The sequence below is a fragment of the Variovorax sp. PAMC28562 genome, from assembly GCF_014303735.1.
Classification (GTDB): Bacteria; Pseudomonadota; Gammaproteobacteria; order Burkholderiales; family Burkholderiaceae_C; genus Variovorax.
The window spans coordinates 1,154,189-1,176,066 of sequence record NZ_CP060296.1; the positions used below are offsets into that span (position 1 = coordinate 1,154,189).

General features: G+C 62.3%; 22 protein-coding genes and 1 pseudogene. 5 read left to right on the plus strand and 18 right to left on the minus strand.

Features of this window, described 5'->3' with window-relative positions:
- Positions 1–31: 31 nt before the first annotated feature.
- Positions 32–1,546: a M20 family metallopeptidase gene (locus tag H7F36_RS05465; RefSeq protein WP_187053725.1), complete on the minus strand. Its 1,515-nt coding sequence runs from the start codon at positions 1,544–1,546 to the stop codon at positions 32–34.
- A gap of 97 nt (positions 1,547–1,643) precedes the next feature.
- Here H7F36_RS05465 and H7F36_RS05470 point away from each other — a divergent pair, with 97 nt between their 5' ends.
- A complete protein-coding gene (locus H7F36_RS05470; RefSeq protein WP_187053726.1) occupies positions 1,644–2,432 on the plus strand; it encodes a DUF72 domain-containing protein in 789 nt (262 codons plus the stop codon).
- 24 nt (positions 2,433–2,456) lie between these two features.
- Here the strand turns inward: H7F36_RS05470 and H7F36_RS05475 are convergent, their stop codons facing one another.
- From H7F36_RS05475 to H7F36_RS05490, 4 genes are all read right to left on the minus strand, one after another.
- Positions 2,457–2,996 carry a polymer-forming cytoskeletal protein gene (locus tag H7F36_RS05475; RefSeq protein WP_187053727.1) on the minus strand — a complete coding sequence of 180 codons (540 nt, stop codon included), beginning with the start codon at positions 2,994–2,996 and terminating at the stop codon, positions 2,457–2,459.
- 368 nt (positions 2,997–3,364) lie between these two features.
- A complete protein-coding gene (otnI, locus tag H7F36_RS05480) occupies positions 3,365–4,168 on the minus strand; it encodes a 2-oxo-tetronate isomerase (protein WP_187053728.1) in 804 nt (267 codons plus the stop codon).
- Between the two features lie 55 nt (positions 4,169–4,223).
- Entirely contained in the window at positions 4,224–4,808 is a 585-nt protein-coding gene (gene metW / locus H7F36_RS05485) for a methionine biosynthesis protein MetW (protein ID WP_187053729.1), read from the minus strand.
- Complete coding sequence (locus H7F36_RS05490) at positions 4,805–6,040, minus strand: homoserine O-acetyltransferase (protein ID WP_187053730.1); 1,236 nt, start codon at positions 6,038–6,040, stop codon at positions 4,805–4,807. Before H7F36_RS05490 ends, metW begins: the two co-directional genes overlap by 4 nt.
- 381 nt (positions 6,041–6,421) lie before the next feature.
- On the opposite strand from H7F36_RS05490, the gene H7F36_RS05495 reads away from it, so the two are divergent.
- Entirely contained in the window at positions 6,422–6,922 is a 501-nt protein-coding gene (locus H7F36_RS05495; RefSeq protein ID WP_187053731.1) for an RNA recognition motif domain-containing protein, read from the plus strand.
- 51 nt (positions 6,923–6,973) lie between these two features.
- Here H7F36_RS05495 and H7F36_RS05500 read toward each other — a convergent pair whose 3' ends face one another.
- From H7F36_RS05500 to H7F36_RS05515, 4 genes are read right to left on the minus strand one after another with little or no spacing between them, the layout of a single operon-like run.
- Positions 6,974–7,750 carry an SDR family oxidoreductase gene (locus tag H7F36_RS05500; RefSeq protein WP_187053732.1) on the minus strand — a complete coding sequence of 259 codons (777 nt, stop codon included), beginning with the start codon at positions 7,748–7,750 and terminating at the stop codon, positions 6,974–6,976.
- 28 nt (positions 7,751–7,778) lie between these two features.
- Positions 7,779–8,429: an LPS export ABC transporter periplasmic protein LptC gene (gene lptC / locus H7F36_RS05505; protein ID WP_187053733.1), complete on the minus strand. Its 651-nt coding sequence runs from the start codon at positions 8,427–8,429 to the stop codon at positions 7,779–7,781.
- Positions 8,426–8,974, minus strand: a complete 549-nt coding sequence (locus H7F36_RS05510) for a KdsC family phosphatase (protein ID WP_187053734.1) — start codon at positions 8,972–8,974, stop codon at positions 8,426–8,428. The genes lptC and H7F36_RS05510 overlap by 4 nt, the downstream gene beginning before the upstream one ends.
- A complete protein-coding gene (locus H7F36_RS05515) occupies positions 8,974–9,975 on the minus strand; it encodes an SIS domain-containing protein (RefSeq protein ID WP_187053735.1) in 1,002 nt (333 codons plus the stop codon). Before H7F36_RS05515 ends, H7F36_RS05510 begins: the two co-directional genes overlap by 1 nt.
- Before the next feature lie 48 nt (positions 9,976–10,023).
- Between H7F36_RS05515 and H7F36_RS05520 the strand changes: the two genes are divergently transcribed.
- Positions 10,024–12,009, plus strand: a complete 1,986-nt coding sequence (locus H7F36_RS05520) for a monovalent cation:proton antiporter family protein (protein ID WP_187053736.1) — start codon at positions 10,024–10,026, stop codon at positions 12,007–12,009.
- A 16-nt stretch (positions 12,010–12,025) separates the two neighbouring features.
- Here the strand turns inward: H7F36_RS05520 and H7F36_RS05525 are convergent, their stop codons facing one another.
- From H7F36_RS05525 to rpmH, 9 genes and pseudogenes are all read right to left on the minus strand, one after another.
- Entirely contained in the window at positions 12,026–12,673 is a 648-nt protein-coding gene (locus tag H7F36_RS05525; RefSeq protein WP_187053737.1) for a hypothetical protein, read from the minus strand.
- A 271-nt stretch (positions 12,674–12,944) separates the two neighbouring features.
- Complete coding sequence (locus tag H7F36_RS05530) at positions 12,945–13,676, minus strand: hypothetical protein (RefSeq protein ID WP_187053738.1); 732 nt, start codon at positions 13,674–13,676, stop codon at positions 12,945–12,947.
- A 267-nt stretch (positions 13,677–13,943) separates the two neighbouring features.
- Positions 13,944–13,988, minus strand: a pseudogene (locus tag H7F36_RS22445) (hypothetical protein); the annotation flags it as partial.
- A gap of 119 nt (positions 13,989–14,107) precedes the next feature.
- Positions 14,108–14,575: a Crp/Fnr family transcriptional regulator gene (locus tag H7F36_RS05535; RefSeq protein WP_187053739.1), complete on the minus strand. Its 468-nt coding sequence runs from the start codon at positions 14,573–14,575 to the stop codon at positions 14,108–14,110.
- An 86-nt stretch (positions 14,576–14,661) separates the two neighbouring features.
- The gene (gene mnmE, locus H7F36_RS05540) at positions 14,662–16,068 is read right to left on the minus strand and encodes a tRNA uridine-5-carboxymethylaminomethyl(34) synthesis GTPase MnmE (RefSeq protein WP_187053740.1); all 1,407 of its coding nucleotides are present in this window, start codon (positions 16,066–16,068) and stop codon (positions 14,662–14,664) included.
- A gap of 93 nt (positions 16,069–16,161) precedes the next feature.
- Entirely contained in the window at positions 16,162–17,853 is a 1,692-nt protein-coding gene (yidC, locus tag H7F36_RS05545) for a membrane protein insertase YidC (protein ID WP_187054814.1), read from the minus strand.
- Between the two features lie 2 nt (positions 17,854–17,855).
- A complete protein-coding gene (yidD, locus tag H7F36_RS05550; protein WP_187053741.1) occupies positions 17,856–18,143 on the minus strand; it encodes a membrane protein insertion efficiency factor YidD in 288 nt (95 codons plus the stop codon).
- Positions 18,140–18,529: a ribonuclease P protein component gene (locus H7F36_RS05555; RefSeq protein WP_187053742.1), complete on the minus strand. Its 390-nt coding sequence runs from the start codon at positions 18,527–18,529 to the stop codon at positions 18,140–18,142. Before H7F36_RS05555 ends, yidD begins: the two co-directional genes overlap by 4 nt.
- 80 nt (positions 18,530–18,609) lie before the next feature.
- The gene (gene rpmH / locus H7F36_RS05560; RefSeq protein ID WP_007834827.1) at positions 18,610–18,744 is read right to left on the minus strand and encodes a 50S ribosomal protein L34; all 135 of its coding nucleotides are present in this window, start codon (positions 18,742–18,744) and stop codon (positions 18,610–18,612) included.
- Positions 18,745–19,066: 322 nt separating this feature from the next.
- Between rpmH and dnaA the strand changes: the two genes are divergently transcribed.
- Positions 19,067–20,446, plus strand: coding sequence for a chromosomal replication initiator protein DnaA (gene dnaA, locus H7F36_RS05565; protein ID WP_187053743.1), 1,380 nt, complete (start codon positions 19,067–19,069; stop codon positions 20,444–20,446).
- A gap of 286 nt (positions 20,447–20,732) precedes the next feature.
- Positions 20,733–21,839: a DNA polymerase III subunit beta gene (gene dnaN / locus H7F36_RS05570; protein ID WP_187053744.1), complete on the plus strand. Its 1,107-nt coding sequence runs from the start codon at positions 20,733–20,735 to the stop codon at positions 21,837–21,839.
- Positions 21,840–21,878 lie beyond the last annotated feature (39 nt).

The following is a 21,878-nucleotide window of genomic DNA, read 5'->3' on the forward strand; positions in this document are numbered from 1 at the left end:
CGGGAGGGCGCTCTTTTTTTGTCTATTGCGATCAGGCGGTCGCAGCTGCACCTGCCGAATGCGCGGCATGCGCCACAGGCAATGCGGCGATGACTTCGGCCACGGCTGCCGTCAGCTTCTTCGCATACGGCACATGCAGGAACTCGTTGGGCCCGTGCGCGTTGCTCTTGGGGCCGAGCACGCCGCACACCATCATCTGCGCGGTCGGGAAGCCCGCACTCAGCATGTTCATGAGCGGGATGGTGCCGCCCTGCCCGATGTAGCCGCACGGCGCGCCGAAGTGCGCCTGGCTGGCCGCGTTGAGCGCCTGCTCGAACCACGGCGTGATGGCAGGTGCATTCCAACCAGTGGCACCGCCGCCGTGCTCGAAGGTCACCCTGGCCTTGTACGGCGCGTTGTCTTCGAGCAGCGCCTTCATTTCCGCCACCGCCGCACCCGCATCGACCAGTGGCGGCAGGCGCAGCGACAGCTTGAATGCGGTGTAGGGGCGCAGCACGTTGCCCGCATCTTTGAGGGCCGGAAAGCCTTCGGCCCCGGTCACGCTCAAGGTCGGCTTCCAGGTGCGATTGAGCAACGCCTCGAGCGGGTCGGTGGTGGTCGGCAGGGCGAAGGCGGTAGAGCCACCGCAGTCGTAATGCGCCCATGGAAAGCGCTTGTAGACCTCTTCGCCGAGGATCGCGGCTGTCGCCTTCGCCTGCGCCAGTCGGTCTGCAGGCACCTCGCAATGAAAGCTGGCCGGCAGCATGCGACCGGTGGCGCTGTCTTCGAGCCGGTCGAGTACCTGCCGCATGATCCGAAAGCTCGACGGCACCAGGCCCGACGCATCGCCGGAGTGGATGCCTTCGGTCAGCACTTCGACCTTGAGCGTGCCGCTCGCCATGCCGCGCAGCGACGTGGTCAGCCAAAGCTGGTCGTAGTTGCCGGCGCCGGAATCCAGGCAGATCACCAGCCCGACTTCACCGAGCCGATCTTTCAGCGCGGTGACGTAAGGCAGCAGGTCGTACGAGCCGCTCTCTTCGCAGGTTTCGATCAGGCCGACGATGCGTGGGTGCGCCGCGCCCTGCGCCTTCAGGGCCTGCAGCGCGGCGACGCTGGCATACACCGCGTAGCCATCGTCCGCACCACCGCGGCCATACAACAGCCCGTCCAGATACTTGGGCGTCCAGGGGCCGAGGTCGTTGCGCCAGCCGGTGAACTCGGGTTGCTTGTCGAGGTGGCCGTACATGAGCACGGTGTCGGTCATCGTGGTGCCGGTTGCGGGTACCTCGAAGAACAGCACGGGCGTGCGGCCTTCGAGTCGGACGATCTCGAGCTTGAGGCCTTCGACCTTCTGCGCTTCGACCCAGTTCGCTGCGTTGCGCAGCACCGTGTCGAGATAGCCATGCGCTGACCAGTCTTCGTCGAAACCAGGTGACTTGGCCGGGATCTCGATGTAGTCGGTCAGTTGCTTGACGATGTCGGTGTCCCATTTGACAGTGACATCGGACAAGGCGCGGCCGGCGTCGAGCAGGCCGGTGGGAATTTCGCGGTGCAGGGGTGCATTCATGTGGGGTCTCCGCTGAAGGTGAGCAGGGGCAAAACATTATTCTGCGCCGCTTGGAGAGGTTGACGAAAGCGAAAGGCCGAACGCACCATGCAACCCCATGGCAACTTCGAAACCAACCATCTCGAACATACGGGTCGGCATCGGCGGCTGGACCTTCGAACCCTGGCGCGACAACTTCTATCCCAAGGGCCTGTTGCATGCCAAAGAGCTCGGCTACGCCAGCCGGCACACGACCGCCATCGAGGTCAACGGCACCTACTACAGCACCATGAAGCCCGAAAGCTTCAGGAAGTGGCACGACGAGGCGCCGGACGACTTCGTCTTTTCGCTCAAGGCCACGCGCTACGCAACCAACCGCAAACTGCTTTCGACCGCGGGCGAATCGATCGAGCGATTCATCGGCAGCGGCCTCACCGAATTGGGTGAGAAGCTTGGACCCATCGTCTGGCAGTTCATGCCAACCAAGCAATTCGATCCGGAAGACTTCGAAGCCTTTCTCGCCCTTCTGCCGAAGAAGGAAGGCAGCCATGCGTTGCGCCACGTGATGGACGTACGGCATCCGAGCTTCATCGTGCCCGAGTACCAAAAGCTCGCGAAAAGATACAAGGTGACGACGGTCTTCACCGACTCCGACAAGTTCCCTTCGTTCGAACAACCCGAGGGCGAGTTCACCTATGCACGGCTCATGATGAGCGATGCGAAACTGAAGACCGGCTACGCGCCAAAAGCACTCGATGCATGGGCCGAGCGTGCGCAGAAATGGGCAGCGCCGTCAGCCAGAAAGAGGAGCGACGTGTTCGTCTATTTCATCAACGGCGCCAAAGAAAAAGCACCTGCCGCAGCAGGTGCTTTGTTGAAACGTCTGGGATGGAAGCCCGCCGCCTGAGAACGCTCGTGAAAGCGTTCCGGATCAGGCTGATTGCAGCGGCTTGTTGGTCTCGACGCTCTTGGCACCAGAGGCACCGAAGCTGATTTCGCCAGACAGCTGGCCGCCTTCTTCGATCACGATCTTGCTGTAGCGAACCTTGCCGGTGACCTTGCCAGTGGCGTGGATCACGAGCTTCTCACGCACCGTGAGGTTGCCGTCGAACAGGCCATGGATCTCGGCAATGTCGATCTCGGCTGAGCCCTTGAAGGCGCCCTGCTCGGCGATCTGCATCACACGCGAGTCCATCGTGGCTTCGACCAGGCCTTCGACGATCAGCGTATCGCAATCGGTGATCTCGACGCCCTTGAGCTTGATGTTGGGGCCGACGGTGAGCTTGCTGCCGCCTTCCTTCATCGGCGAACCGCCGGCTGCGGCATTGGCGGCTTGCGCGTTGACGAGGGACGAAGGATGTACGGGGCTGCCCGACAGATTGGTCGGCGTGCCGACCAATGGAGCAGGACGGGAAGTGAGCGAATCGGTGTCGCCGGTGCGTTTGCCGAAGAAGGGGGACTGTGTGGCCAAGGGTAGCTCCTCTAGAAAGATGCCTATCGTAAGAACGCAGTCGGGCGGTTCGGCGCTTCTTGGACAAATTTTGAGTAACTGAATAAAACGACTGGGCCTGCGTTGCATACTTTTGGCTGCGTGGGATTTCCATCGAATGCCTCGGCCGCCTGGCCCGCATGCTGCGGCCGGTGGGTAGTCCCCTGAACTCAATCCTCGACACGATCGATCCACCCGATACGACCTTGCGATCCGGCACGGGCTGCACGCATCCCACGAAGCGGCTCTTCCTGACGAACAGCTCGCTGTGGACCGGCGCTGCGCGCGGTAACGCCGTCATCAGTTCGACGAGAGAGAGACCTTCATGCGTATGCCTTCATCGATGCGGTTCACCGGACGACTTTCATCGCCGTCTTCCAGCCGAGCCCTTCGTGCGCCGTGGTGCGCGGCCGGTATTCGCAACCCAGCCAGCCGTCCCAGCCACCATTGGCCGACAACTCGTCGATGAGCGCGAACAGATAGGCGTAGTTGAGCTCGCCCTGATCAGGCTCGTTGCGCTCGGGCACGCTGGCGATCTGCAGATGCCCGACGCGCCCGGTCGGCAGGTACTTGCGCAACTTCATCGCGACGTCGCCCTCGACGATCTGGCAGTGGTACAGGTCCATCTGCACTTGCAGATTGAGCGCACCGACCGCATCGATGATCTCGTGCGCATGGTCTTGTCGGTTCAAGAAGAAACGCGGTATGTCGCGCGTGTTGATGGGTTCGATCAACAACCCAGTGCCCTGTTTCGCCGCCTCGACCGCGGCCCAATGCAGGTTCGCGATGTAGGTCGGCTGCAAGGTATCGCGCTCGATGCCTTCGGGTACCAGGCCGGCCATCACGTGGATGCGTGGGCACGACAGCGCCTTCGCATAGCCCAAGGCCTTGTGGATGCCAGCGCGAAAATCAGCCTCGCGCCCGGGCAAGCAGGCGATGCCGCGTTCGCCGCCATCCCAGTCGCCCGGCGGCGCATTGAAGAGCACTTGCTGCAGGTCGTTGTCGCGCAATCGAGCTGCCAGATCGGCCTCCGGCCACTCGTACGGGAAGAGGTACTCGACCGCTTTGAAGCCATCTTTCGCCGCTGCTTCGAAGCGATCGAGAAACGGAAGCTCGTTGTAGAGAAAACTCAGATTGGCCGCGAATTTCGGCATGGCAAAACTCCTGTCTCGTTGTTGTTTGGTGGCTGGTCTTCGCGCCGGCGTCGCCTCAGGCGCGCTCGAACTTGAACACCGCCGTGCTGGCGCGCGCATTGGGCATCCAGCGTACCTTACGGTCCTCCTGCACGCCAAAAGAGTCGAGCACGCGCAGCTGGTTCTTCCCGGCAAGCACCTCGAAATCCTTGAAGGTGCCAACGCGGATATTGGGCGTGTCGTACCACTGATACGGCAGGCGTCGCGTCACAGGCATGCGGCCACGCGCCACGCTCAAGCGATTCGGCCAATGCGCGAAATTTGGGAAGGCGACGATGCCGATACGCCCGACGCGCGCGGTCTCGCGCAGCATCACTTCGGCATTGCGCAGGTGTTGCAGCGTGTCGATCTGAAGCACCACATCGAAGGAGGCGTCGTCGAACATCGCCAGGCCTTCATCGAGGTTGAGCTGGATGACATCGACACCGCGGTGAATGCACTTGAGCACGTTGCCGTCGGCGATCTCGACGCCATAGCCGCTGCAACCGCGCTCGCGTTGCAACAGGTCGAGCAGGGCACCGTCGCCGCAGCCCAAGTCGAGCACGCGCGCGCCGTGAGGCACCAGACGGGCGATCAGTTGTTGGGTGTCGCTATCGCTCATGCCGGCAACCCCAGCTCGGTTGCGACGCGCTCGAAGTAGGAACGCACGACGCCGACGTAGCGCACATCGTCGAGCAAGAAGGCATCGTGGCCGTGCGGCGCATCGATCTCGGCGTAGCTTACGTTGCGACGGTTGTCGAGCAAGGCCTTCACCATTTCGCGGCTCCGGGCCGGGGAAAAGCGCCAGTCGGTCTTGAAGCTGACCAACAAGAACTTCGCCGTGGCCTGGGCGAAGGCAAGGCTCAAGTTGCCGCCGTGGTCACGTGCCGGATCGAAATAGTCCAGCGCGCGGGTGATGAGCAAATAGGTATTGGCGTCGAAGTACTCGCTGAACTTGTCGCCCTGGTAGCGCAAGTAACTTTCGATCTGGAATTCGACCTCTTGCGTCGAATAGCGATAAGTCGTCGGGTCGGCCTCGCCTTTGACGGCGCCGAGCGCCGCTGGGCCGCCCGGAGGCGCGAGCGCCCCCTCGGGGGGCAGCGAACCACGCGCAGCGGGTAGCGTGGGGGCCCGCGGCTGCAGCATTCGCCCGAACTTCTCGTTCATCACGTCGTCGCTGAGGTAGGTGATATGGCCGATCATTCGCGCGATCCGCAAACCGCGCTTCGGGATGACGCCGTGCTCATAGAAGTGGCCGCCATTGAAGTCCGGGTCGGTCACGATGGCGCGGCGAGCGACCTCGTTGAAGGCGATGTTCTCGGCCGTGAGGTTGGGCGCGCTGGCGATGACGACGGCATGACCAACGCGCTCCGGATATTGCAAGGTCCACGACAAGGCCTGCATGCCGCCCAGGCTGCCTCCCATAACGGCAGCGAGCCGCTGAATGCCAAGTCGGTCGAGCAACGCAGCTTGCGCATCGACCCAGTCTTCGACCGTCACCACCGGGAAGTCGGCGCCGTAGATGCGGCCGGTCGCCGGATCGGTGTGCATGGGACCGGTCGAGCCGAAGCACGAGCCCAGGTTGTTGACGCCGATGATGAAGAAGCGATCGGTGTCGAGCGGCTTGCCCGGGCCGATCATGTTGTCCCACCAGCCTTCCGACTTCTCCTGACCTTCGTACATGCCCGCGACGTGGTGCGAAGCATTGAGCGCATGGCACACGAGCACCGCGTTGCTCTTGTCGGCATTGAGCTTGCCGTAGCTTTCCCAGGCGAGCGAGTAATCGCTGATCGACGCACCGCTTCGCAGAGCAAGCGGCCCCGTAAACGACATCGACTGAGAAATAACGATCATGAAGGAACTCGGCCTCGCCAAAAACGAGCCGGGTCCGGCATCCGTCTTTAGCAGTATTTGTTAAGCGCCCGCAAGCTGGAAGCAAATCGGCGCGTCGGGAAAGTATAGCAACGCATTCGCTATCAGGGCGGCGGCACCATGCACCACGCCGAACGCCTATGTTGTAAGCGGGCGCTGACTTCACCAATCTTGCAGCGCAAGACACAAACACAAATTCCTCGTTGCATTTATAAGATTTCACTCATAATAAAAATGCTTCCCGCCAACTTCCGGGGCGGCGAATTCGGTGATCGGCCAGCTGCGCGCGACACAACGGTTCGTTGGGTCACGCCTTCAGGGCTCCATCGCTTTTGTGTTTGTGTTGATATCAGGAGTCCATCGATGGGCAACAAACTGTACGTCGGCAATCTGCCGTATTCGGTCCGCGACGGTGATCTGGAACAGGCGTTCGGTCAGTTCGGCGCGGTGACCAGCGCCAAGGTGATGATGGAACGGGATACCGGCCGTTCCAAGGGCTTCGGTTTTGTCGAAATGGGCAGTGACGCTGAAGCGCAAGCAGCCATCAACGGCATGAACGGCCAACCGCTCGGTGGCCGCAGCGTCGTCGTCAATGAAGCCCGGCCGATGGAAGCCCGTCCTCCGCGCAGCGGTGGCGGCTACGCCGGTGGTGGTGGATATGGCGGCGGCGGTGGAAGTGGTGGCGGAGGAGGCTACGGCGGTGGTGGCGGTGGCCGAAGCGGCGGCGGTGGTGGCGATGGTGGTTTCCGCAGCCCTTACGGTGCCGGCCCGCGCGGTGGCGGTGGTGGCCGCAGCGGTGGCGGTGGTAGCAGCGGCGGTGGCAGTGGTGGCGGCTACGGAGGCGGTGGCAACAGCGGCTACTGAGCAGCAGGTTGCTCAGAACGAAAAGGCTCCTCGGGAGCCTTTTTTGAATGGTTAGTGCTCCGTCTGCCGCTTTTTCCGCCCACGTCCTTGCACGAGCCGGTCGTACAGCGCGTTGGGCACCAAGCGCATGAGCTTGGCGATCATGCCCATCTGCCAGGGAATGACCCGGTAGCTGGTACCGGACTCGATCGTCTTGAAGGCCGCGTCCGCGAACTCGCTGGCCTGCATCAAAAAGGGCATGCCGTAGCGGTTGCCTTGCGTCAGTGGCGTGTCGATATAGCCGGGGCACAGCGTGACGACCTTGACGCCGCTCGGTCGCAATTCACCGCGCAAACTTTCGCAATACGCCACGACGCCGGACTTGCTGGCGCAGTAGGCGCCATGCCCCGGCAACCCACGGATTGACGCGACGCTGCCGATGCCAACCAGGCGCCCGCTGCCGCGCTTCGCCATGGCGGCGACGAACGGATGAAAGGTCGCTGCCAGACCGATGTTGTTCACTGCGAAAGTGCGGGCCAGCACGTCGATATCGCCCCGCTCCGCAGTGTCGATCCCGACACTGATGCCGGCATTGGCGATCACCACGTCGGGCAGGCCCTGGCAGGCGATGCAATCCGCGCCGGCCGCCACGATGCTGTCGATTTGCGCGACGTCCGCGCCATAGATCTGAAAGCGGTTGGCGGCCAGTTGCCGGGTTTGCGCCCACGATTCGATCTCCGAGGTGCGGCGGGCCACCAGCGCGAGGTCGTAGCCGGCGTCGTAGAAGCGCGCTGCCAGCGCCTGGCCGATGCCGCTCGATGCACCGGTGATGAAGACAAGGGGTGCCATGGCGGTTCCGGTGGTGGTCAAGAGACGGTCAATGTTTTTTGGCGGCAGCCGGCGCGGGGTTCGCGCCTGGCATCAGCACACCGCGCACTCGGCCGCGCAGCACGGCAACGCCGGTCATGTTGTCGTAGTCGAGGTTGTCGGCAGTGAACTTGTCGGCGCCGCGCGTGAGGGTCACGGGCTGGTTCGACGTCACGCGTTCGGTGTCGAGAAACGCGTAAAGGAACTCGCCGCGAAACTGCATTTCGGGCACCGGCTGACCACCGGCTGCGGTGCCCGGTTCACGGGTGACGATCGCGTCGCCGAAGAGCTGGACTTCGCTGCCGTCGGCGTTCGAGAGCCCGCGATTGGCAGTGGCACGCGTGGTAAAGCCGGTCGGAGAAATCGAGCGCAAGCGGACCTTGTCGACCTCGAGCGTGTCGGTGTCGGGGAAGTGCCGGCCTTCGGTGCCGAACAACTCGCTTCGCAAATCGCCGTTGGCAAGGTAGTTCTTGATGACGAAGCCGCGCATGAAGTAGTCGGGTTCGTGCACCGGCGCCACCTTGGCTGTGGGGGCGATCAAGCGCGGCGCGTTGCGCACCAGCCAGTAGGTGCCGAGTGCCAGCACCGCAGTCAGGATGATCGGCAGGTAGATCGTGACGCGATCGAAACCATCGCGCAGCAGCGCCCAGGTCGACTTCATGCGGCCGGTCCGCGCGCGGCGTCGAGCAAGCGGCGGTAGTGGCCGTTTGCAGTCAGCAGCAGATCGCAGAACTCACGCGCCGCGCCCTCTCCACCGCGTGCTTTGGTGACATAGAGCGCCACCTCGCGAACTTCGATGTGCGCGTTGGCCGGCGCGACAGGAAGAGCGACCCGACCTAGCACCGGCAGGTCGGGCCAGTCGTCGCCGATGGCCGCGGCCTGCGACCAAGTGAATCCGAGCGCCGCGAGCATTGCCTCAGCCGCGGGCAATTTGTCTTCGGTGCCGAAGCGCACGTGTTCGATACCGAGTGCCGCCAGCCGCACGCGCAACGGCTTGGAGTCGCGACCGGTGATCACCGCCGGCGTGATGCCGGCCATTCGCAACAGCTTGAGGCCATAGCCGTCGAGGATGTTGAAGCGCTTGAGCGTTTCTCCTTCTTCGGTGAAGTAAACGCCGCCGTCGGTGAGCACACCGTCGACGTCGAAGAAGGCGATGCGGATGTCCTGTGCGGCGAGCAGGGTTTCGGCCTTGAACAGGAACGGCATCAGATGACTTTCGCCCGCATCAGGTCGTTGATGCTGAGCGCGCCAGTCAGCAAGCCGTCGGCGTCCACGACCAGCACGCTGGTAATGCGGTGCTGTTCCATCAGTTCGGCAGCTTCGACGCCCAGCGCATCGGCGCGGATTGTGCGCGGTGTGTGGTGCATGACCTCGCTCGCCGTCAACGCACGCAGGTCGGCGCCGGTTTCGATCAGGCGGCGCAGATCGCCATCGGTGAAGACGCCGATGGCGTGGCCCTCTGCATCCACCACGGCGGCAGCGCCCAGGCCCTTGGAACTCATCTCGCGCATCAGCACGCTCATGCTCGCGTCGCGGGTTACGCGTGGCACGTTGTCGCCGCTGCGCATCAGGTCGGCCACATGCGTGAGCAGCTTGCGGCCGAGCGCGCCGCCCGGATGCGAGCGCGCGAAGTCTTCGGTACCGAAGCCGCGGGCGTCTAGCAGGGCCACCGCCAGGGCATCGCCCAGCGCCATTTGCGCAGTGGTGCTCGCGGTCGGTGCGAGGTTGAGCGGGCAGGCTTCTTTCTCGACACCGCTGTCCAGCAGGATGTCGGCGTGCCGGCCGAGCATGCTGTCGGCGCGGCCGGTCATGGCGATCAGCGGCACGCCTTGGCGCTTGACGACCGGCAAGATGGCGGCGAGCTCATCGCTTTCGCCGCTGTTCGAAATGGCGATCACCAGGTCGACAGACTTGATCATGCCGAGATCGCCATGACTGGCTTCGGCCGGGTGCACGAACATCGCCGGCGTGCCGGTCGATGCCAACGTGGCGGCGATCTTGCGGCCGACGTGGCCGCTCTTGCCCATGCCCATCACGACCACGCGGCCGCGCACGTTCAGGATCAGGTCGATCGCCTCGACGAAGCTCGGGCCGATTCGGCTCTTCAGGCCGAGCACGGCGGCGGCCTCGATGTCGAACGTGGTCCGGGCACGCGCGAGCATCTTGTCGGGATCGGTCGGGGCGACCAGGGGAGGGCGGGAACTCATCGACCGGATTTTATCGGTCGCGCGCATGGTGCTTGCTAGCATCCGCCCATGTCATCGTTCGAGCTTGCCCTGTTGTACTTGCTGGCCGCAGTGATCGGCGTGGTGGCCTGCCGAATGCTCAAGCTGCCGCCGATGCTCGGCTATCTGAGCGCAGGCGTGTTGATCGGGCCACACGCGTTCGCCTTTGCGCAAAACACCGAAGGCATCCAGCACCTGGGCGAGTTCGGAGTGGTCTTTCTGATGTTCGTCATCGGACTCGAGTTCAACCTGCCCAAGTTGCGGGCCATGCGGCAGCACGTCTTCGGGCTCGGGTTGCTGCAAGTGCTGTTGACGATGACGATCGCGACCGCCGGCACGCTGGTATTGAGCATGGTGGTGCCCGTCGGCTGGCGACTCGGCTGGCAAACGGCGCTGGCCTTGTCGGGCGCGCTCACGATGAGCAGCACCGCCATCGTCGTCAAGCTCATGGCCGAACGGCTGGAGCTGGAGAGCGAACACGGCAAGCGCGTGATGGGCGTTTTGCTGTTCCAGGATCTGGCCGTCGTGCCCTTGCTGGTGCTGATTCCTGCGTTGGGCGCGCCGCCCGAAGCGCTGGCCACCGCCCTTGGCATCGCGCTGGCGAAAGCGACCTTTTTGATTGGCGTGCTGCTCTACGGCGGACCCCGCGTGATGCGCTGGTGGCTGACGATCGTCGCGCGGCGGCGCAGCGAAGAACTGTTCATCCTCAACGTGTTGCTGATCACGCTAGGCCTCGCGTGGATCACTGAATTCGCCGGGCTGTCGCTGGCTTTGGGTGCCTTTATCGCGGGCATGCTCATCTCGGAAACCGAATACAAGCACCAGGTCGAAACCGACATCCGGCCGTTCCACGACGTACTGCTCGGGCTCTTCTTCATCACTATCGGTATGGCGCTCGACTGGCACATCGTGCTGGACAAATGGGCATTGGTCGCAGTGCTGCTCGTGCTGCCGCTGCTCTTCAAGCTCGGTCTGGTGATGCTGTTGGCGCGCTTGTTGGGCGCAACTGCCGGCGTGTCGCTGCGAACCGGTCTTTACCTCGCGCAGGCTGGTGAGTTCGGCTTTGTCCTGTTGACGCTGGCGCAGGGTCGTGGGCTGTTGCCGCCGCAGTTGGCCAGCCCGGTGCTGGCGTCGATGGTGCTGTCGATGCTGGCCACGCCGTTCATCATCATGTACAGCGATGCGATCGTGCGAAAGCTGGTGGCCAGCGACTGGCTGCAGCAGTCGTTGCAAATGACCTCGATCGCGCGCAAAACCATCAACACCGCCAAGCACGTGATCATCTGCGGCTACGGCCGTTGCGGCCAGAACCTGGCGCGCATCCTGGAACGAGAAGGCATCCCTTACATGGCGCTCGACCTCGATCCCGACCGCGTTCGGCAGGCCGCCGCGGCTGGCGATTCGGTGGTGTTCGGCGATGCGGCGCGGCTGCAGGCGCTGATGGCCGCGGGGCTGGCACGTGCAAGCGCTGTGGTGGTGACCTACCTGGACGTACCTGGGGCCCTCAAGGTGCTGGCCAACACACGAGCGCACGCGCCGCAGGTGCCGGTGATCGTTCGCACCCAAGACGACCACGATCTCGAAAAGCTGCAGGCGGCCGGCGCGACCGAGGTGGTGCCGGAAGCGATCGAAGGCTCGCTGATGCTGGCGAGCCATGCGCTGGCGCTGGTCGGCGTGCCGATGCGGCGCGTGATCCGCGTGGTGCAAGACCTGCGCGACGCGCGCTACAACCTGCTGCGCGGCTACTTCCACGGCGCCGACGACGACAACGCGGACGAACTCGACCACGAGCGGCTCAACAGCTTCACTTTGAATTCAGGCGCGCGCGCGGTCGGGCAGCCGCTGGCGCGGCTGGCGCTGCATGCGCTCGGTGTGCGAGTGGCGAGCATTCGGCGGCACGACGGTCGGGCGAGTGAACCGGGGGAAGACACCGTGCTGCTGGACGGCGATACGCTGGTGCTGTCGGGCAAACCGGGGAATCTGGCGATGGCCGTTGAACGGCTGCAGAAGGGTTGAACGGAAACCGACGCCTTTAAAGCGCCGCGCCCGCGCGCGCCGGCGGCAGATCCGCGATATCCCCCGGCACCCACTGCTCGTCGATGCGGACGAAGTTCTTGCGCTGCGTCAACTGCCATCCTTGCGCCGCCGGTTGCCAGCGCGCACTGCGCCAGGTCGGCAGCTCGCGTGCCAACGCCTCAGCGACGCCCGGGTTGTCGAGCCACGGTGCGGGTTGGTCGAGCACCCACCGAACGTCGGCTGGAACGCCGGTGTACGGCTTGCCACGCAGCCGCATGTCGTCGACACGACCGATGTTGGCCACGCTTTCCAGCTTGACTGCGCGCGCGATGCACAGGCGTCGCGCGCCGGCCCAGTCGGCCAGTGTGGGCAACGGCTGGTACACCAAGAGCGCCTGCGACACAGCACCGCCGGCGACGCCGTTGGCAGGCGCAGCATACAAGCCGGCCGCCACGAGGATGTTCATCCACGACACCGTGGCTGCGTTGTCGATCTCGACATTGACCGGCTCCTGGTCGTAGGCCAAGCCGTTGGCTACGCAAATCGGATCTCGACCCGGGCTGTCGCCGCGCGCGATGGCGATGCGCATGGCGGTCTGCAGCGCATCCGAAGAAACCTCGGGAGGTCTCGGCCACCACAGCACCGCGGCAAACAGGGCGAGCAAGGTCGTGGCAACTCCAAACGCTGCGTGCCGTCTCCATTCGGCAGTGCCACGCGGTGTGGATTGATTTGTAGACGAACCAAGAGACGCAGCGACCGTCCGGGCGCGCTGCGAGCGCGGGCCCAGCGCAGCACCGCATGCGTCGCAAAACGGCGCCTTGTCATCGACCTGCTTCGAGCATGCTGCGCACAACATCGACGTCGCTACCTTTCATATGCTCGCCACACGCCGGCTGCACCAGCGCGGTCGGTGTGGCAGGCGTTGTCGGCGCAGCTCAATTGGCCATGCTCGGGTTACGCTTTTCTTCGTCGATCCGCTGTTGCTTTCTTACTGCATCGCACTGCGGGTGCGATTTGAATTCGGCCTTGGCACATTGATTGACCATGCACTGCGCCATGGCGATGAAGTTGCGCCCGGCGCATTCCGCCTGCGGGGCGGCCGGCGGTGGCGGTGGTGGCTCAGGCGCCGGAACCGGCGTCGGCGCCGCCGTGGCCAGCGCGGCGGCGGCCACCACAGGCGCGGGTGCCTGAGCATTCTTCGCCTTTGCAGATGCGGTCGCTACAGCGGTGCGAGCGGGTGCCGCGCGGGTTTCGGAAGTCCCAAGCGCCGGCTGCGCCGTTGATGCGACTGACACAGGCGCCGAGGCTGCAGGGGATGCGACGGCCGTGGTTATTTCGGCAGGCGGCGCCGGTTCAACAGCGCCCGTAGCGGCCGGTGCGCCTGCCGCTGGCACCGCCGCCGACAAAACCTCTGTTGCTGGACCCCGGCCTGAAAACCAGTACCAGCCAGCGCCTGCAACGATGGCCGCCAACAGCACGATCACGCCGATTCCTGCGCCGCTGGAAGATTTCGGCTCAGGCAAAGTCAGCGGCGCCTCCGGATGACGGCGCGCGACGGCGTCGTCCGCTGCGACGAAAGTCGATCGAGGCGAGCCGGGCGGCACGAAAGGTACAGATGAAGAAAGCGATGAAGGCGCCGAGGTAGCGAACAGCGTCGATTCCGCCATGGATGGCTCCAGAAGAGTCACGTCCTCGGGCTGGTGCTTTGAGCGCGCAGCGGGGTTGACGATGACGGTTCTCTCGTCCTCGAATGGCACAGCGGGAGTAGTCGGTCGTATGGGCGCAGGACTGCCACGTTCCAGCGGACTGGCTGGCAATTTCCCTGTCTCCAACGGCGCGGGCTCGGTAGCAGGCCATTCGCTCACGTGCGCTGCTTCTGCACGCAGCGTGGAACCCGACGTCAGCCTGCCGCCGCAACCCTTACAAAATCTGGCGCCGTCTCGGTTTTCGGTGCCGCACGCGGGACATACCACAGCCATATCGCACCCCAAAGTATCTTTGTAACTATGTTAAACCGCGGTCTGTCGGCTGTCATCACCCGATTCAGGCTTGTTACTGCTGACGCGCGCCGGCTGCGCAAGACTCCGGCCTGATGAGCTCAGGTGACCGCGACTCGCTTCGGCTTGTTCACCATGCGCCTGGCGATCACTGCACCTAAAGCCAGCACCAGCTCCAGCGCCAGTCCCGGTTGTCGATTCGACATCTCGGAAAAGCGGATTGCCGTCAGTCTCCAGACGCGAGCCGGACCGGTCGCCACCACGTTGGCTGAGCGTGGCAGGCGCGAGAAAAATGAACCTTCTCCCACGACCGAGCCGGGGTTGAGGATGGCCAATTGCATCTGCCCTTTGTCGCCGATGAGGTGAACACTGAGTGCACCGCTCTCGATGAAGAACAGAGTTCGGTCGTGCGCGTTTTGGTCGATCAGGACCTGGCCTACGGCCAGGTCGGACACTTGCAAATAGCTGGCAAGCATTTCCCATTGCGGCGGCGTCAGCGCTGGCGCAAAGGCGTCGTAGCTCGTGTTTTGCGAGACGGCGCGGCACAAATCCTGGATGGTCGATGACATGGCTTCAACACCTGCGTTAGGTGGCGCAGTATGGCGGAGTGCCTGCCGGAACAGCGACAAATGTCACGTTTGCACACGGTTGGCTACTACTTTCCAATGCAAAAGCGTGAAAAAATCACACCCAATAAATCGTCAGCCCCGAACTCGCCAGTGATTTCGTTCAACGCATTTTGCGCAAGGCGCAGCTCTTCAGCCAACAGATCGAGTTGCTGCGCCCGCGCAAGCAGATGCTCGTTGGCGATGCCGAGGTGCCCACTCACACGCTCGAGCGCCTGCACGTGTCGGGCGCGTGCCAGATAGGTCCCCTCGGGCACCGCCTGCCAGCCGGCGACTTCAAGCAGTTTGTCGCGCAGTGCCTCGACGCCATGGCCGGTCTTGGCGGACAACATGATTCCGGCGCGAGGGTGCGTGTTCGCGACCGCATCGCGCTTGTTCCAGACATCGACCACGGGTACCGACGATGAAAGCTTGGCTTGCAGGCCCTGAAGAATTTGATGGTCCGCCGCTGCGTAGATGTCTGTAGCCGCGCGCGTCAAGTCGTGCAGAAAAAGCACCGCGTCGGCGCCTTCGATCTGACCCCAGGCACGCGCGACGCCGATCTGTTCGACCTCGTCGGTGCTGTCGCGCAGGCCCGCGGTGTCGGCAACGTGCACGGGCACGCCGTGGATCTGAATCGTTTGCGAGACGACGTCCCGCGTCGTGCCGGGCACTGCGCTCACGATGGCAAGCTCGGCGCCCGCCAGTGCATTCAACAACGAGCTTTTTCCTGCATTGGGCTGGCCGGCGATCACCACCTTAATCCCTTCGCGCAGCAACGCGCCCTGGCGTGCACGCCGTTGCACTGCGGTCACTTGTGCACGCAATGAATCGAGTTTCCCCGTGGCATCTGCCTTCTGCAAAAAGTCGATCTCTTCCTCCGGAAAATCCAGCGTGGCCTCCACCAGCATTCGCAGATTGACCAGCGCATCGCGCAACGTGTGGATCTCTCGCGAGAACTTGCCCGAAAGCGATCGCGACGCGCTGCGCACCGCCGCTTCAGTGCTGGCGTCGATCAAGTCCGCAATCGCTTCGGCCTGCGCCAGATCGATCTTGCCGTTCAAAAAGGCGCGCTGGCTGAACTCGCCAGGTTCTGCGATACGAAGATGGGGCAACCTCGGGAGACTCGTCGCCGTGTCGATCTCCATCGCAGCTTCGAGACAGCGCGCGACCAGCAGTTGCAGCACCACCGCACCACCATGCGCTTGTAGCTCCAGCACGTCTTCCCCGGTGAACGAGTGCGGCGCCGGAAAATGAATGACGAGGCCACGATCGATCGGCTCACCCCGCGCGTCCCGAAAAGGCAGGTAGGTCGCTTCACGCGGCTTGAGTGAGCGTCCGCACAGCGCGTTGATCAGTGGCGCCAGGCGCGCGCCCGATACGCGGACGATACCCACAGCGCCTCGCCCCGGCGCAGTGGCGACGGCGACGATCGGATCGTTCGTGCGAGACAGCATGGCGCGATTCTTTCAGTTCTTGGAGCACGCTCGGAGCGCTCACAAAAAAGGGCCGCTTTTGCGGCCCTTCAAGGTCGGGTATGTGCGCCGCGGCTACTTTTTCCCCAATACGCCGAGGCGCTTGTTGATGAACCACTGCTGTGTAATTGACAAGGTGTTGTTGGTAATCCAGTAAAGCACCAGGCCGGCCGGGAAGAATATGAACATCACGCTGAAGGCCAGCGGCATGATCCACATCAACTTGGCCTGCATCGGATCGGGCGGGGTCGGGTTGAGCCAGGTCTGAAACAACGAGGTGCCGGTCATCACGACTGGAAGGATGTACCAGGGGTCCGGCGCCGACAGGTCATGAATCCAGCCAATCCACGGCGCATGGCGCATTTCGACCGACGACAACAGCACCCAGTACAGCGCGATGAACACCGGGATCTGAATGACGATCGGCACGCAGCCACCCATCGGATTGACCTTTTCCTCGCGGTAGATGCGCATCATCTCTTGCTGCATCTCCTGCGGCTTGTCTTTCAGCCGCTCACGCATTTCAGTGACCTTCGGGCTTATGGACTTCATCTTGGCCATGCTGGCGTAGGCTTTGGCATTGAGCCAATAGAACGCTGCCTTCAGCAACACCACCAGTGCGACGATCGACCAACCCCAGTTGCCCAGCAGTACGTGGATCTCGTTGAGCAACCAGTAGAGCGGCTTGGAGATGATGGCGAAGATGCCATAGTCCTTGACCAGGTCCAAGCCAGGCGCAGTCGCTTCAAGCGTGCGTTCGATTTCAGGGCCAGCGAACAAGCTGCTGCTGATGACCTGCGTGGTCCCGGGAGCAATCTTTGGCAAGGCGGCCACCATGGCGATCGAGTACAGGTTGTCGCCCAGATCGCGAACACGAAATTCACGCTTCAACTGGTCGCTGCCTGCCCCCGTCAACAGCCAAGCCGACACGAAGTAGTGCTGGACCATCGCGACCCAACCATCATTTGCGGCTGGCGGTGGCTCGGCCTTCCCCTTGGCAATGTCCTTGAAGTCGAGCTTGTGGAACTTCTTTTCGTTCGTATAAGCAGCCGGGCCTGTGAACGTATTGGTGCCGAACATCGTGCCTGCGGCCACCGTGCCGTGGCGCACCAGTTGCAGATAGAGCTGCGCGTCACGTGGCTGATCGCTCACGTTGACGACCTCGTGGCGAACGCCGATCGCATAGCTTCCGCGGTTGAAGATGTAGGTCTTGATGTACTTCAGACCACCGACGGGCTGGCTCTCGAAGGTCACTTCAAGCGCGTTCTGACCATCGACCATCTCACGCGGGCCTGACTTGACGGCCATCGGCGTCAGATGGTTCGGAAACCTGTCGCCACTGTCGATGGGGTTGATCAGGCCGGTTTGGGCAACGTAACGCGTCGCTGGCGAGCCGTCTTCGAACAACACGACATGCTTGCTGCGATCGCCGTTGTCTTCGTACTTAAGCAGCTCGAGGTGATCGACGGTCGCGCCCTGGCTGTCGATGTCAGCCTTGAAGAGGTCGGTGGTAATGGCAATGCGTTCGCTCGCAGCAGGCGCTGCGGCTTGCGTCGGCACCGCGCCGGCCGCACCCGAAGTAGAAGACGAGGCTGTTGGCACACCATTGGTTGCGCCGGTGGTGGCAGGCGCATTTGCAGCCGCCGTCGGTTTGCCCGAGGGCAAAAACGTCGGCTTGTTGCCGTTGAAGACTTGCCATTGGTCCCACAACAACACCAGTGAAAAGCCAAATATCACCCAGAGGATGGTTCGGCGGATATCGAGCATGTTCATGGCGAAGACTTCTTGTCGGGAGACAGACCAGCGAACAGTGACCTGGTTGGGTCGCCTGGGCGCTTGCCTTTGGTGGGAACTGGGTCGTGTCCGCCGGCGCAAAAAGGCTGGCAGCGAACAAGACGCTTCAAAGTGAAATAGGTGCCCTGCGCTGCGCCGTGGACCTGGAGTGCTTCGATCGCATAGACGGAGCAAGTGGGCGTAAAGCGGCACGAGGCGCCGAGCCAGGGGCTCAACAGCAAACGGTAACCCTTGACCAGCCATATAAGCACGCCACGAATCATGCGCGTGCCCCTGCCGCCCGCTTCAAAAGCTGCTGCAGCTCTAGCCGCACAGCGGCCTTGAGCTTTTCGGAGGTCGCGCTGACGAATTCCTTGCGATCGAAGCCGGATCGCAAGCGAACGACGTGCGCCGCTATCGGCAGGGTAACTTCCGGCGCTGCACTCACGTTGTAGATCTGGCGTTTGATGGCGTTGCGGGTCACCGCGCGTTTCGCCCATCGTTTGGGGACCATGGCACCGAGCCAGACGTCTTGTACGTCGAACAGGGTCGCGACTTCACCGGCCGGCACATCGAGCGGGCAACGGTGCAATGCGAAGTGAGGAGTGCGCGCCACGGTGGAACCTGCGAGCACGGCTTGGAATTGCGCGCGGGTTTGGAGCCGCTGCATGGAAAGCAATCTCGACGCACCAGCAGCCGGGGCCGACGGATCGAAATCTCGACGGTCCGGCAGTGGCGCGCGGACCGGTTTCAGACAGCCAGGCGCTTGCGGCCCTTGGCGCGGCGCGCGTTGATGACGGCGCGGCCACCGCGTGTCTTCATGCGGACCAGAAAACCGTGGGTACGGGCGCGGCGGACTTTGGATGCTTGGTAAGTGCGTTTCATGATGGTTCTTCCTGATATGCCCGACAGGGTGCCGAGCCCCCCGAAACACACAAAGGGTTTTCAGGGAAACCCGCGATTATCGCAAACATTTGTGTAAGCAACAACGATCACTTGTTTTGGCGTTGCTCTCGATGCGCTACAACTGCCTGCTGTCCCTGCGCTCCATCGACATTCCTTACCACCTTCTGATGACCTTTCCAGGTGTCTTCAGGGGTGTGGATAAGGTTTTGACAAGTTAGAATGTCGGGCGGTTGCCGCAGAGAATATCCACAATACAAAGACAAGAGAATGCTCGAGGGATTCACCACCATTTACAGCACCCATGTCGACTGACGGCATCGGTGAAAGCCTGTGGCAGGCCTGCGTCGATCAGCTCGCTCAAGAGCTGTCGGAGCAACAATTCAATACCTGGATTAAACCGCTCACTGCACAGGTTGCGGACGATCTTTCGCGCATGACCGTGTTCGTCGCAAACCGCTTCAAGCTGGACTGGATACGTGCCCAGTACGCCGGCAAGATCGCGTCGATGGCAGAGAAAATGTACGGCCAACCTGTGGCTATTGAGTTAGCGCTCGCTCCGCGTGAAATGCCCGTGCGCTCTGCGCCAATGGCGGTGATGTCTGAAACCGATGTACCGCGCGACGTCGCTGGGCCAGGGGAAGATCCAGCCGCGGCGGCTTTCAAGAACCGGCTCAACTCCGGCCTTACTTTCGACACGCTGGTCGAAGGGACTGCCAATCGAATGGCGCGTGCCGCTGCCATGCACGTTGCCGGCATGCCGGGCCACTTGTACAACCCGCTTTTCATCTATGGCGGCGTTGGCTTGGGCAAGACCCATCTGATGCATGCTGTCGGCAACAAACTGCTCGCCGACCGGTCCGACGCCAAAGTTCTCTACATCCATGCCGAGCAGTTCGTGTCGGATGTGGTTAAGGCCTATCAACGCAAGACTTTCGACGAGTTCAAGGAGCGCTATCACTCGCTCGACTTGCTGCTCATCGACGACGTCCAGTTCTTCGCCAACAAGGACCGAACGCAAGAAGAGTTCTTCAATGCATTCGAGGCCTTGCTTGCCAAGAAGTCGCACATCGTGATGACCAGCGACACCTATCCGAAGGGCCTGGCCGACATTCACGAGCGCCTTGTTTCGCGATTCGATTCGGGTTTGACGGTCGCCATTGAGCCACCTGAACTGGAGATGCGCGTCGCCATCCTTATCAACAAGGCCCGTGCCGAGTCAGCTGAAATGCCGGAAGAGGTCGCATTCTTCGTCGCGAAGAACGTGCGCTCCAACGTTCGTGAACTTGAAGGCGCGCTGCGCAAGATCCTCGCCTACTCGCGCTTCAACCAGAAAGAGATCTCGATCGCACTGGCACGTGAAGCCCTGCGCGATTTGCTATCGATACAGAACCGGCAGATCTCTGTCGAGAACATCCAGAAGACGGTGGCCGACTATTACAAGATAAAGGTCGCCGACATGTACAGCAAGAAGCGCCCGGCCTCTATCGCGCGGCCACGGCAGATCGCGATGTACCTGGCCAAGGAACTGACCCAGAAGAGCCTTCCTGAGATCGGAGAACTCTTCGGTGGGCGTGACCATACGACGGTGCTGCACGCGGTGCGCAAGATCTCTGGAGAGCGCCAGCAACTGACCGAGCTCAATCAGCAACTGCATGTGCTCGAACAGACGCTCAAGGGTTGAAAAGCGAGCATCGAAACCATGATCTATTTGTCATCACAGATTCAAGCAAGGCTGTCAAAGGACAACTCTGGGGACAGTTCCGGCACAAGCAGGCAGTTGTCCACAGGCCAGACGCAAACCAAAAAGTTATGCGCTTTGGCACGACAGCAGAAAACACGGCTACACACAGCCAGAGGGACGAGGCAAGTGCCTGTCAGGAAAGAAGAAAATGCCTCTTTCCACAGGGCAGCGCTGCCCTTATCTACTACTACTAAATTAAATTAAAGAAATAAGGAAGAGGTAAGAAATGATCGTCCTGAAGGCAAACCAAGACAAAGTCCTCTCCGCGCTGCAGTCGGTGGCGGGCATCGTCGAACGCCGGCATACGCTGCCGATCCTGGCCAACGTGCTGCTCCGCAAGACAGGCGGACAGTTGCAACTCACGACCAGCGATCTTGAAATCCAGATCCGCACGACAGCAGAACTTGGTGGCGACGAAGGCAACTTCACGACGACCATTGGTGCGCGCAAGCTCATCGACATCTTGCGCACCATGCCGGCGGACCAGACCGTGAGCTTGGAGTCGAGTGCGAGCAAGCTGGTGCTGAAGGGCGGCAAAAGCCGCTTCACGTTGCAGTCGCTGCCGGCCGAAGACTTTCCGCTGGTGCAGGAAGCCGCCAACTTCGGGCCCATGTTCAGCGTCCCGCAAAAGACGCTTAAAGACCTTCTCAGCCAGGTCTCGTTTGCGATGGCAGTGCACGATATCCGGTACTACCTCAACGGCATCCTTTTCGTCGCCGAAGGCAAGCAATTGAGCCTGGTCGCGACCGATGGTCACCGCCTTGCTTTTGCATCCGCCACGCTCGACGTCGAAGTGCCACGGCAAGAAGTCATCCTGCCTCGCAAGACCGTGCTCGAGATGCAGCGCCTGCTCTCCGATGCTGAAGGCGCGATCGAAATGCAGTTCGCCAACAACCAGGCGAAGTTCAGTTTTGGCGGCATGGAGTTCGTCACCAAGCTGGTCGAGGGCAAATTCCCCGACTACAACCGCGTGATCCCCAAGAACCACAAGAACAGCGTGACGCTGGGTCGTGCACCATTGCTCGCCAGCTTGCAACGCACCGCCATCCTGACGAGCGAAAAGTTCAAGGGTGTGCGCCTCAATCTCGAGCCCGGCACTTTGCGCATTGCGTCGAGCAACGCCGAGCAGGAAGAAGCGCAAGACGAGCTCGATATCGACTACGGTGGGGACGCGATCGAGATCGGCTTCAATGTGACCTACCTGATCGATGCATTGGCCAACATGGGCCAGGAGATGGTTAAGTTGGACTTGGCCGATTCGAACAGCTCGGCCCTGTTCACCATTCCCGACAACGCGAGTTTCAAGTACGTCGTGATGCCAATGCGAATTTAAAAGAATGAGCCAGTCTGTTTGCCCGAGTTAGCGAGTCAG